General features: G+C 71.1%; 8 protein-coding genes. 3 read left to right on the top strand and 5 right to left on the bottom strand.

Annotated features, from left to right (window positions below):
• Positions 1-67 precede the first annotated feature (67 nt).
• The 3 genes from Air01nite_RS03740 to Air01nite_RS03750 are packed head-to-tail and all read left to right on the top strand — an operon-like array spanning position 68 to position 2,708.
• Positions 68-1,006, top strand: a complete 939-nt coding sequence (locus Air01nite_RS03740; RefSeq protein WP_203700353.1) for an ATP-binding cassette domain-containing protein — start codon at positions 68-70, stop codon at positions 1,004-1,006.
• Complete coding sequence (locus tag Air01nite_RS03745) at positions 1,003-1,752, top strand: ABC transporter permease (RefSeq protein ID WP_203700354.1); 750 nt, start codon at positions 1,003-1,005, stop codon at positions 1,750-1,752. The genes Air01nite_RS03740 and Air01nite_RS03745 overlap by 4 nt, the downstream gene beginning before the upstream one ends.
• Positions 1,752-2,708: a dipeptidase gene (locus Air01nite_RS03750; RefSeq protein WP_239090466.1), complete on the top strand. Its 957-nt coding sequence runs from the start codon at positions 1,752-1,754 to the stop codon at positions 2,706-2,708. The genes Air01nite_RS03745 and Air01nite_RS03750 overlap by 1 nt, the downstream gene beginning before the upstream one ends.
• On the opposite strand, the gene Air01nite_RS03755 is transcribed toward Air01nite_RS03750, so the two are convergent.
• From Air01nite_RS03755 to Air01nite_RS03775, 5 genes are all read right to left on the bottom strand, one after another.
• Positions 2,705-4,717: a prolyl oligopeptidase family serine peptidase gene (locus Air01nite_RS03755; protein WP_203700356.1), complete on the bottom strand. Its 2,013-nt coding sequence runs from the start codon at positions 4,715-4,717 to the stop codon at positions 2,705-2,707. The genes Air01nite_RS03750 and Air01nite_RS03755 overlap by 4 nt on opposite strands.
• Positions 4,707-9,566: a DNA repair ATPase gene (locus Air01nite_RS03760; protein ID WP_203700357.1), complete on the bottom strand. Its 4,860-nt coding sequence runs from the start codon at positions 9,564-9,566 to the stop codon at positions 4,707-4,709. Before Air01nite_RS03760 ends, Air01nite_RS03755 begins: the two co-directional genes overlap by 11 nt.
• Positions 9,559-11,583: a flotillin family protein gene (locus Air01nite_RS03765; protein ID WP_203700358.1), complete on the bottom strand. Its 2,025-nt coding sequence runs from the start codon at positions 11,581-11,583 to the stop codon at positions 9,559-9,561. The genes Air01nite_RS03760 and Air01nite_RS03765 overlap by 8 nt, the downstream gene beginning before the upstream one ends.
• A complete protein-coding gene (locus Air01nite_RS03770) occupies positions 11,583-12,173 on the bottom strand; it encodes a hypothetical protein (RefSeq protein WP_203700359.1) in 591 nt (196 codons plus the stop codon). Before Air01nite_RS03770 ends, Air01nite_RS03765 begins: the two co-directional genes overlap by 1 nt.
• A gap of 131 nt (positions 12,174-12,304) precedes the next feature.
• A complete protein-coding gene (locus Air01nite_RS03775; RefSeq protein ID WP_203700360.1) occupies positions 12,305-12,502 on the bottom strand; it encodes a hypothetical protein in 198 nt (65 codons plus the stop codon).
• Positions 12,503-12,531: the final 29 nt, after the last annotated feature.

Genomic DNA, 12,531 nt, shown 5'->3' on the forward strand with positions numbered 1-12,531 from the left:
CCGCCCGCACACTTGACGGATCACGTCACTGGAGTGCAACACTAGAGTCCGACTCTAGGGAGGCGATATGGACGCAGTCCAAGCTGAGGGGCTGGTCAAGACGTTCGGCGCGACCAGGGCGGTGGACGGGATCGACCTGACCGTGCCGGCCGGTTCGGTCTGCGGCTTCCTCGGCCCCAACGGCGCCGGCAAGACCACCACGATCCGGATGCTGGCCACGCTGCTGCGCCCGGACGCCGGCCGCGCCCGGGTGTTCGGCCACGACGTGGTCGAGGAGCCGACCGCGGTGCGCGACCGGATCAGCCTCACCGGCCAGTACGCGTCGGTCGACGAGACCCTGACCGGCCGCGAGAACCTCACCCTGCTCGGCCGGCTGCACCGGCTGTCGCGGGCGGCCACCGCCGCGCGCGCCGCCGAACTGCTCGACCGGTTCGACCTCGCCGATGCGGCCGACCGCCTGGTCCGCGCCTACTCGGGCGGCATGCGCCGCCGCCTCGATCTCGCCGCGGGCCTGGTCGTGCCGCCCGATCTGCTGTTCCTCGACGAGCCGACGACCGGCCTCGACCCGCGCAGCCGGGGCGAGGTGTGGAGCCTGGTCCGCGGCCTGGTCGCCGACGGCGCCACCGTGCTGCTCACCACCCAATACCTGGACGAGGCCGACCAGCTCGCCGACCGGATCGCGGTGATCGACCACGGCCGGGTCGTCGCGGACGGGACCACTGACCAGCTCAAGGCGTCGATCGGCGGCGGCACCCTCCGGTTGCGACTGCACGACCCGGCGGACCGGGACGCCGCGCGCGACCTGCTGGTGCGTGCGCTGGGCGCGGCGGAGGCGTCCGACACCGACCCCGCGGTGCTCACCGCGAAGGGGGCGGCCGGTGGTGCGGCTGCCGCGCTCGCCGAGCTGTCCTGGGCGGGCATCGACGTCGCCGAGTTCGCCCTCGGCCAACCCAGCCTCGACGAGGTCTTCCTGGCCCTCACCACCGCGAAGGAGCGGGTCGCATGAGTGCCGTGACGCTCGCCTTCGGCGGCCGGGCGCTGAAGAAGTTCCGCCGCACCCCCGTCCAGTTGCTCGACGTCGCGGTGCACCCGGTCGTCTTCACGCTGATCTTCAGCTTCCTGTTCGGCGGTGCGATCGGCGGCTCGATCGACGCGTACATCGGTTATCTGATCCCGGGAATCCTGGTGATGACGCTGTTGGTGACCACCGGCACCACGGGTGCCGCGCTCAGCGTCGACATCGCGACCGGGGTGTACGACCGGTTCCGCACCCTTTCGATCCGCCCCGGCGCGGTGCTCGCCGGCGCATTGATCGGCGACGTCGTCCGCTACGCGCTCGCCTCGGCTGTGGTGCTGGCGCTCGGGCTCGCCCTCGGCTTCCGCCCCGCCGGCGGGGTGCTGGGCGTCACCGGGGCGGTGCTGCTCGTGCTGCTGTTCGCCGTCAGCCTGTCGTGGGTCTGGACATGGCTGGCGCTGACGCTCAAGACACCCGGCGCGGTGCTCGCGTTGACCCAGTCGGTGCTCTATCCGCTGTCGTTCTTCAGCAACATCTTCACCACGCCGGCGACCCTCCCGGGCTGGTTGCAGGCGTTCGTCGACGTGAACCCGGTCAGCCAGCTCGTCACCGTCGTGCGCGCCCTGACGGCCGGGGATCCGCCCGGCGCGAGCCTGGGTTACCTGCTGGTCGGGTGCGCGCTCCTGACCGCCGGGTTCGCCCCGCTGGCTCTCCGCCGCTTCAGTATGGTGCGGTGATGGACCACCCGCTCCTCTGGGAACAGCACTGCTGCCTCCCGCTCGTGCCCTCGGCCGACATCGGCGAGCTGGCCCGCTACGCCCGCCCCGGCGGCTCGTACGTCTCGGTCAACGTCGGCTTCTCGCCGCACCCCACCGAGCTGGTCTTCGAGCTGCTGCACACCTGGCGGCGCGGCGTGACCGCCGACGAGCGGCTGACCCTGGTCGACGGCGTCGCCGACATCGACGCCGCGACCCGCGCCGGCCAGGTGGGCGTGGCCTTCGACCTGGAGGACTCCGGGCCGTTGGGCGGCCGGCTCGAGCGGGTCAAGGAGTTCTACGACCTGGGCGTACGCACGCTGCTGCCGACCTACAACGTGCGCAACGCGGCCGGCTCCGGGTGCACCGACGCGGTCGACGAGGGGCTCACGGCGTACGGGCGGGACCTGGTCCGCGAGATGAACGCGGTCGGCATGGTGGTCGACGGCTCCCACTGCAGCATCCGGACCGGGCTCGACATGGCCGCGCTCACCGAGAAGCCGATGGTCTACAGCCACTCCTGCATGCGGGCGCTGTGGGAGCACGAGCGCAACATCACCGACGAGCAGGCCCGGACGTGCGCGGAGACCGGGGGAGTCATCGGCATCACCGGCGTCGGTATCTTCCTCGGCCCCAACGACGCCAGCGTCGACGCGCTGGTCCGCCACATCGACTACGCCGTGGAGCTGGTCGGCCCCGAACACGTCGGCATCTCGTCCGACTACTCGTTCGACCTGGACGACCTCAACCGCGAGATGACCGAAAACCCGGAGCTCTTCCCCGAGATGTACGCGCGGTGGGGCCCGATCAAGATCATGCCCCCGGAGGACCTGCTCCGCGTCGAGCAGGCCCTTGCCGACCGCGGCTACCCGGCGGAAGCGATCACCGGCATCCTCGGCGGCAACTTCCGCCGCGTCGCGGAGCAGGTCTGGAGCTAGGCGCCGCCCAGCTTGCGCCAGAGATATTCGAGGGTCAGTGCCCAGAGGGTGGCGGCCTGCTCGTTGTCGGCGGCCGCGCCGTGCCCACCCTCCACGTTCTCGTAGTAGGAGACGTCGTAGCCGTGCTCGCGCAGCAGGGCCACCATCTTCCGCGCGTGTCCAGGATGGACACGGTCGTCGCGGGTCGAGGTCATGAACAGGACCGGCGGGTACGACCGGCCGGGCCGAACGTTGTGGTACGGCGAGAACTCGCGCAGGTAGGCCCAGTCGGCATCGACGTCGGGGTCGCCGTACTCGGCGATCCATGATGCCCCGGCGAGCAGCTTGGTGTAGCGGCGCATGTCGAGGAGCGGCACCGTGGCGACGACCGCCCCGAACAGCGCGGGACAGCGGGTCAGCATGACACCCATCAGCAGCCCGCCGTTGCTGCCGCCCTCGATGCCCAGCTGTGCCGGGGTGGTGATCCCGCGTGCCACCAGATCGGCCGCGACCGCGGCGAAGTCCTCGAACGCCTTGACCCGCTTCTCCCGCAGCGCCGCCTGGTGCCAAGCCGGACCGAACTCCCCACCACCGCGGATGTTCGCCACGACGTATGTGCCGCCGCGCGCGAGCCACCGACGCCCAACGACGCCGTCGTAGTGCGGAGTCTGTGAGATCTCGAAACCGCCGTACCCGGTAAGAAGAGTCGGCGCGGGGGTGGCGCCGCCCACGACGAAGTACGGCACGCGCGTGCCATCGGCGGACGCGACGAAATGCTGACGCACCTCCATGCCTTCGGGGTCGAAGAACGCCGGTGCTCGCTTGAGCACCTCGACGGCACCGCCGACGGTGTCCAGGCTGAGGGTCTCCGGCCGCAGGAACCCGGCCGATGCGGTCAGGTAGGAGTCGTCGTTGTCGGGGTCGGTGTCGACGATCCAGGCGTCGTCGAGTTCGCCGGCCCCGGGAAGCGGCCGCCGACGCCAGCCCGCGGCGTCCGGGGTGAGCACGTGCAGCCGGGTCCGGACGTCGGTCATCGTGGTGAGGATCAGATGGTTACGGGTCCACGCGAACGACCCGAGCGACGTGCGGTCGTCGGGCTCGAATAGGACGCTCAGGTCCCGCCGGCCCTCGAGATACGCGCCGAACGGCGCGGCCAGCAGGGCGCCGGCCGGATACGTCGCGCCGCCGACCGTCCACGGCGTCCTGAGCCAGATCAGCAGCCAGTCCCGCTCCACGTCGCAGCCGGCGTCGTCGGGTATGTCGACCTTGACGAGGTCGCCGGTCGGGCGGCGCAGGTGCAGCTCGCTGCGATAGAAGTCCAGGGACCGGCCGACGAAGTCGCGCTCGTAGCCCGGCGTCGAATCATGGCTCGCGCCGGCGGCGACGTCGTCGACGTGCCCTTCGTAGACGAGCTCCGCCTCCGACAGCGCGGTGCCGCGCCGCCACCGCTTCACCACACGCGGATAACCGGAGGCCGTCAACGTGCCGGGCCCGAAGTCGGTCCCGACGTAGATGTGGTCGGCGTCGATCCAGCCCACGTCGCTCTTCGCCTCGGGCAGCGTGAACCCGCCGTCGACGAAGACCCGGCCGCGCAGGTCGAACTCGCGGACCACCACGGCGTCCGCGCCGCCCCGGGAGAGGCTGACCAGGCAGCGGTCGTAGCCGGGCCGCAGCACCGTCGCACCGCCCCACACCCAGTTCTCGCCCTCGGCCACGTTCAGCGCGTCGACGTCGATCAGGACGTCCCACTCCGGCTCGTCGCGCCGGTACTGCTCCGGCGTGGTCCGCCGCCACAAGCCGCGCGGGTGGTCCGCGTCCTGCCAGAAGTCGTAGTAGAGGCCGTCCCCGCGCCAGCCCGGGTATGGGATCCGGTCCTTGCTGTCGAGCACCTCCCGGATCGCGTCCTTCGCCCGGGCGAAGCCCTCGTCGGCGAACGCGGCCAGCGTCTCCGCGTTGCGGTCCGCGACCCACCGCGCGGCGGGTGGTGAGTCCAGCTCTTCGAGCCAGAGGTAGGGGTCGTCAGCGGTCACGCAAGGCCGCTTCGATGGCGCCGATGCGGTCGGCGACCAAGCCGACGGCGCCTACCGCGCGGGCCATCGGATCGTCGTCGGCGCCGCCGAGGGCCTTCTGGCGCAGATAGGCGGCCTTGACCGCCGCCCACCGGGAGGCCTGGTCGGCGGACAGCCGCCCGCGCAGCTCCGCCAGCTTGAGCAGGTTGGCCTCGGCCGCGGCGGCCAGGGTCTGCGCCTCGCCCAGGTAGTGGTCGTCGAGGACGGTCTCCAGCTCCTCGTCGTTCATCACCGGCAGGATCCGCTCCACCAGCTTGTTCATGTTGCGGTAGGAGCCCTGCAGCAGGAACGGCGGCTCGGTGCGGGCGGCGTCGTCCTGCCCGGCGGAGGCGATGTAGGCCCGGTTGACCGCGAGCACCACGTCCTGCACCCGCAGCACCTTCGTCAGCACCGACCGGATCTGGGCCAGCTCGACCGCCGGGTACGCGTGCGCGAGCTGGTCCGGCAGCACCGAGGTGTCGCCCCGGGCCATCCGCACGAGCAGCTCGATGTCGCCACGCTCCCGTGTGGACAGTGGTGCCAGCACCGGGTTGGTGGTCAGCGCGTTCTCGACATAGCTCAGCGCGAACAGGTCGTCGCGGCCCGACAGGACGTCGCCGAGGTTCCAGACGTCGGCCCGGTTGGCGAGCATGTCCGGCACCCGGAACCGCTTGCCGGACTCGGTGTAGGGGTTGCCGGCCATGCACACCGCGAACCGCTTGCCGCGCAGGTCGTACGTGCGGGTCCGGCCGTCCCAGACCCCCTCCATCCGGCGCTGCGCGTCGCACAGCGAGATGAACTTCTGGAGCAGCTCCGGCGAGGTGTGCTGGATGTCGTCGAGGTAGAGCAACACGTTGCTGCCCATCTCCAGGGCGAAGGAGATCTTCTCTACCTCCTGGCGCGCGGTCGCGTTCGGCGCCGACTCCGGGTCGACCGACGTGACGCCGGTGCCCAGGGCCGGCCCGTTCACCTTGACGAACACCAGGCCGAGCCGGCTCGCCACGTACTCCATCAGCGTGGTCTTGCCGTAGCCGGGCGGGGAAATCAGCAGCAACAGTCCGGATTGGTCGACCCGCTTGCCCTCACCGGCCGCACCCACCTGCCGAGCCAGGTTGTCGGCGATCAACGGCAGGTAGACCTCGTCGAGCAGCCGGTTGCGGACGAAGCCGGCCATCACCCGCGGCTTGTGCTCGTCGAGCCGCAGCCGCTCGCCGGCCCGGGCCGTGACCGCCGCGCGCTTTCGCTGGTAGTCGCGGAAGGCGGGGACCCGACGGTCACGGAACTCGCGGGTACGGGTCAGCGCCTCGTCCAACCGCAACGCCAACCGCCGCTGGGCGATCCGCGGATGGGTGGCGAGCAACCCGTCGACGGTGGCGGTCAGCTCGGCCGATGAGTCGTACCGGGGCAGGTCGCCGCCGCACAGCTCGATCGCGACCGCCTCGGCGAGGTCGTCGTGCGCCCCCGCGAACGCGGCCAGCCACGCCGACGCGAGCTGGTGCCGGGCGGGCAGGTCGGCGCCGAGCGCCCGCAGGTCCTCGTCGAGCTCGCGGGCCTTGGGCCGGCCGAGCCGCTTGCGGAAGTCGGACACCAGCGCCCGGGCGCCGGCGCTCGTGACGAACCCACCGTTGCCGGCGGCCAGCTCCTCGAAGAGGTACTCGCCGGCCAGCGGGTCGTCCACCAGACCGAACTCGGTGATCGCCGCACCCAGCTCGGCTTCCAGCTCGTCGATCGCCGGTGAGCCGCCGAACACCGCGCGGGCCCGGGCCAGCGAGGCGGCCCGGCGCTGCCACGCCGGCTTCGCCGCCTCGGTGGCGCCGAACGCCCAGAAGAGCTGGGCGGCCGACCGCGCCGCGGGCGGATACCGCAGCAACCCGGCGGCCGCGTGCAGGCGCAGCAGCGCGTCCAGGATCGCGGTGGCGTCGGCGTCGTGGATGCCCCGCTCGTAGCCCTCGTCGATGCGCTCCTCGGCGGTCCGCCGCACGAGGTCGGCCAGCGTGCCGCCGGCCGCGGCCGCGTGCAGCGCGTCCAGGTCGGCGGTGGCCAGGATCGAGGTGGCCAGGAACTCGGCCCGGCTCACCGCCGGCGACTCCGAGACCAGCGGCTGGTCCCAGAACTCGCGCGTGGTGGCGAACTCCGGGTCGTCGACCGGTGCGCGGTAGTCGGTGCCGGTCACCGCGACCGCCAGCGCGCCGTCGTGCGGCACCAGCGCGAGCTCGATCGCCTGGGTGTTGACCGCGAACCGGTGCCGGCCGAGCTGGATCGTCTCGCCGCCGTCGCGGAACAGGTCGACCCGGTCGCGCAGCGCCCGACCGGCCTCCTGCCGGGCGGCCTTGACCCGCCCGTCGAGTTCCTCACCGCGGACCGCGTCGCCGAGCGCGCGCAGCTCGTCGGCGACCGAGCGGAGCTTGGCCACCATCGGGTCGGCGGCGAAGTACGTGTTGACGTCGTCCAGTGTGTCCATCGTGGACGCCCGGCGGCGGACGCTGGTGAGGATCCGGTCCGCCGACTCGACGAGCCGGTCGGCCCGCCGCGCGCGGTCGTCGACCAGCGCCTGCTTGCGGGCCGAGAACGCCTCGTAGACGTCGGTGCGCTTGGTCGACAGCTCGGTCAGGAAGTCGTCGAACTCGCCGTACCGCGACTCCAGGTTCTCCACCTGCAGCAGCAGCCGGCCGAGCTGGTCGTCGCACGCCTCGGGGGTGTCCGCGGCGGCCAGCGCGCCGGTCACGGCCTGGTTGAGCAGAGCGAACTCGGCGGCGAAGCCGGCCCGGCCTTCGATCGCGGCCAGGTCCCGGCGGCGGGCGTCGAGGGTGGCCCGGGCCCGGTTGACCCCGCCGAGCACCTCGCCGATCCGTTCCAGGATCGCCGTGCGCACTGTCGCGTCGGCGATGTCCAGCGTGCCGACCACGTCAGTGACGAGCCGAAGCTCGTCAGACTGCTCGGTCAGCTTCTCGTTGACCGGCCCCACCGCCGCCACCGTGGGCGCCTGCGCGCCCTCCGCGGCCAGGCGCTCGACCTCGTCGCGATAGCCGGTGAAGGCGTCGTCGCGCTCGAGGAACGCCACGGCGCGCCGGGCGGCGGCGTCGAGCTGGCCGGACAGGTCGGTCGCCAACGTGTCGATCCGGGCCACGTCGACGTAGCGCAGCTCGCGCAGCGTCTCCAGGTGACCCTGCGCCCGGCGCAACTCGGCGAGCTGGCGGATCCAGCCGTCGGTGCCGGCCGGCGCCTCACCGTTGACCCGGCGGACCAGCGATGCGATGTCGGCGGCGGCGGTCTCCAACGCGGTGGCCGCGGCGGCGGTGAGCGCCTGCACCTTCTCGTACTCGTCGAGCACCTGCTCGGCGGTCGCGCGTACCTCGGCGAGCGGGGTGCGCAGGTCGCACAGCTCCGCCTCGCCCAGCCAGTGGTAGTGGTCGAAGACCCGGACGCAGGTCGCGATCAGGGCCTCGTACACCGGGATCGACGGGCTCATCTCGCCGACCATCCGGGCGACCGAGAGCGCGTCGGAGATGCCGCGGACGAGATCGGCGTTGCCCACCCGGGCCAGCGCGCCGGTGCCGGCCGGCTGGCGCGCGGCGTACGCGTCGGACTGGAACGGCGTCTGCCACACCTGCATCGGGTGGACCCGGGTCGGCTCGTCGGAGGTGGCCCGGAAGATGACCAGCGTGCCGTCGTCGAACAGCGAGTATCCGTGGCAGGACAGCGGCGTGGCCACCTCCTTGCGGATCACGTTGTACGGCAGCAGCAGGCTGCGCCCCTCGACCAGGGCGTGGAAGACGTAGAGCACGTCCTCCCCGTTGGGCGACCGGATCACCCGCTCGAAGACCAGGTCCGTGGTGTCGGTCTCGAAGGTCTTCACCACGCCGGTCGTCAGATAGAAGCCGCCCGGGAAGACGAGGCCGTGGTCCTCGGGCAACCGCTGGCAGGCCTGGCCGATGCCGTCGAGCCGGACCACGCCCTTGGTGCGGGTGTTGAAGACCAGATGACGCCAGGCGCTCTCCTTGTACGGGCGGATGCGCAGCAGGATCAGCGGACCGACCCGGGCCCAGTGCACGTCGGCGTCGGCCAGGCTCTGCAGCGGCTGCTCGACCGGCTCGGAGTAGATGCCCTCGCCCGACTCGGTGTTGTCCTCGACCTTGAGCGTGAGGTCGCCGCCGACCGTCTCGACGAACACCTCGCCGGCGACGGAGATGTGTGGGTGCCGGCCGAGCACGTGGTCGTCGCGGGTGGTCTCCACCCACTCGAAGTCGTGGCTGGGCGGGAAGACGTGGTCGCGCTCGCCCCGGTTGTCGAGATAGGACACGCCTTCTTGGGTCGCGGCCCAGCGCAGGACTTTGACGTCCTCGGTGCGCGGACCGGTCTGGAAGACGGCGAGCAGCTTCCCGTCGACCTCGCGGAGCGTGGCCAGCCGGGTTTCCTTGTAGTAGCGATAGAGCTCGGCGAAGTCGCGCTGGAACGTCTCGTCGTCGAGCAGCCCGGGCACCTCGCCGGCCGGCACGTCGTCGAACCGGAACGCGTCGCCGTCGCGCAGGAACCGGTGCAGCGAGAACACGTCGCCGACCGTGGTCTCCGGCTTGAGGCCGAGGAACACGTTGTAGCCGAACAGCATCACGCCGGCGGCGGGGACGATGTCGCGCGGCACGCAGTTGTGCTCGGTGCGGACCCGGTCGGTGCCGACCAGGCGCAGCTCGGTGCTGCCGAACTCGGCGAGCCGCCGGGCGTTGAGCTCCTCCGCCCGGCGGGCCAGCTCGGCGGACCGCGCCGCCAGCCGGTCGCGCAGCACCTCGTAGGTGCCGGCGTCCAGGCTGGCCGGCGCGGTTTGCGTGTCAGCCACGGGCGACCGGGAGGGACTTGGCGTTGAGCGCGGCCAGCGGTGCGTCCGCGACGCCGAGCTTCTCGGCCGCCGTGAGCAGCTCGCGCAGCTTGCCCGCGTCGTCGCCGCCGGCCCGGATCTGCTGGAGCAGGAACGCCGACAGCGTCAGGTTGGTGATGTCGGCCGTGCTCACCTTGCCGAGCAGCTTGCCGAGGTCGTCGGCGAAGCTGGAGTCACCGTTGAGCCACGGCTCGGCCAAGGACGCCGCCACGGTGGAGTGCTGCATGAACCCGTCGACGCTCTTGCCGACCGAGATCGCACTGAGCAGGCGGTCGAAGAAGATGCTGTCGCCGCCGACGATGTCGATGTCGGCCTTCTCCAGGCCCTTGCCGACGATCGTCGCCTGCGCCTCGGCGACCTGCCGCTGCACGTCGATGCCGGCGAGCCGGATCTCCTTCTCGGCCTCCAGCCGCAGTCGGTATTCCTCGTGCTCGCGGGTCGCGTCGTCCAGCGCCGCCATCGCGGCCGCCTTCTCGGTCAGACCCTCGGCCTCGCCCTTGAGCTTCTCGCGCATGCCCTCGGCCGCCGCGATCGCCTTCTCCCGCTCGACCGCGGCCTCGGCCCGGCCGACCTTCTCGATCGCCTCGGCGTCCCGCTCGCGCACCTGCACGTCGGCCAGGCCCGTGGCGGCCGCCTCGGCCTGCGTGCCCTCGGCCAGCCGGATCTTCGCGCGGGTGTCGAGCTCGGCCGCCTGCTGCCGGGCCTCGGCGAGGACCAGTTGCTCGCGGGCGCGGTGCTTGGCGGCGGCCTCCGCGGCCTCGGCCGCCTTGATGTCCTTGACCAGGTTCTCCTGGGCCATCGCCTCGGCCTGGATGATCGTCGACTGGCGCAGGCGCTCGGCCTCCTCGACGACCCGCAGGCGCTTGATGTGCTCCTCCTGCTCGGCGACCGTCTTCTCGACCGCGATCCGCTCGCGGACCACCTCGGCGATCGCCCGCTTCTCGGCCTCGACCTCTTTGTTCTTGGCGATCGTCGACAGCTCGGTCTCCCGCTCGCGGCCGATCACCTCGAGCATGCGGTCCTTCTCGATCCGCTCGGTCTCGATCGCGATGACGCGCTCGCGGTTCTTCTCGGCGACCGCGATCTCCCGGGCCTGGTTCTCCCGCTGGACGCCGAGCTGCTCGTCGGTGCGCAGGTTCGCGGCGTTGTAGCGCAGCCGCTGCTCGGCCCGGACCAGCTCGGTCTCGGCCTCCTCGCGCGCACGAACGGTGTCGATCTCCCGCTTCTGCTTGATCTCGGCGTCGGCCTGGCGGCGCTCCAGCTCGAGAATCGCTTCACGCGCATCAACATTTTGGCGCGTGATCTCCTTCTCCTCGCTGCGCCGGAACTCGTTGGTGCGCACGTGTTCGGCGGCGGTCAGCTCGGTGATCTTCCGGATGCCCTGCGCGTCGAGGATGTTGCGCGGGTCGAGCTGGTCGAGCGGAGTCTGCTCCAGCACGTCGATCGCGGCGTCCTCGAGCGAGTATCCATTGAGGTCGGTGCCGATGACGGCGATGATGCGGTCGCGGAACTCGTTGCGCTTGGTGTAGAGGTCGACGAAGTCGAGCTGCTTGCCGACCGTCTTGAGGGCCTCGGAGAACTTGGCGCTGAACAGCTCCTGGAGCGTCGACTGGTCGCTGGCACGCGCGGTGCCGATCGCCTGCGCCACCTTCACCACGTCTTCGGCGGTCTTGTTCACGCGTACGAAGAAGGTGATTTTGATGTCGGCCCTGATGTTGTCCTGACAGATCAGCCCGTCGTTGCCGAACCGCTCGATGTCGATGGTCTTGACCGAGATGTCCATGATCTCGGACTTGTGGAACACCGGCAGCACGACCGCGCCGGTGAACGTGACGTCGACCCGCCGGGTCTTCGAGATGATCAGCGCCTTGCCCTGCTCGACCTTGTGGAACAACCGGCTGACCAGCAGCAGCACGCCCAGGAGCACGAGCATGAGCACCAGGACGAGCACGAGGAACCCGAGCGAGATAACGTCCATCAACGGTCCTTCGTTCGATCCGAGAGGTCGGCCGGCACGACCCAGAAGAACTCGCCGGCGGAGTCGTAGTCGTAGATGACCGCGCGGGTGCCCGCGGCGAACGTGTCGGCGCCGGTCTGGCGCACCTGCACGATCGCGGAGGACCCGTCGGCGGCGTGCACCTCGGCCTGGCCGAAGTCGATGGCGACCCGCCCGGTGCGGATCACACACTCCCGACCGACGAAGTCATGCCGCGACGCCTCGGGCGCGGTCGGGAAGAACCGGCGCAGCGGCCGGCGAAGCTGGTTGGCGACCAAAGCGCCGAGGGCGATGCTGACGATCAGCACCAGGGTCTCGAGCAGCGCGTGGTCACCGAGGAGCACGCTGCCGACGAGGCTGGCGAACCAGGCCACAGCCACCACAATGGACAGCACGACCGTGGCCGGCGTGCCGCCGAGCCCGATCCGGTCGAGCGCGCCGTCGAGCCAACCGTCGCCGTCTGGGTCCAGACCGCCGGCGAGCACCAGGATCCAGTAACAGACGACCACGGCGAGCAGGACGGTGAAAACGACGGCCGGAAAGCCTAGTGCGGTGTCAATGAAGTCGCCCACCTGTCGCTTCCACCCCCATGAATGTTCACCAGGATGATGGCATGGAGGCACAAGTGTGGGCTCATCCGATCGTTGGATGCCTCCTGCGCCGAACTGGCTAACCGGCGCAGCCCGGAGCCTACGCTCCAGGGCTAACGAGGCGGATCCAGGTGCGCCAGGACGGCGAGCCCCAGCGTGCCGGTCGCGAGGAAGGCCGCGCCGCCGGTTGCGAGTGCCCCGGCCAGGTTGGCTCCATCCGCATAGCTGAGCAGCCCGCCGATGATGCTGACGACGGCGCTCAGCAGCAGACAACAGGCGACCCAGAGGCCGCGGTCAGAAGGTGGGTTCATCGGTGTTCCCCTCGCTCGCGTCGTTTCAG

It is taken from the genome of Asanoa iriomotensis (assembly GCF_016862515.1).
GTDB lineage: Bacteria > Actinomycetota > Actinomycetes > Mycobacteriales > Micromonosporaceae > Asanoa > Asanoa iriomotensis.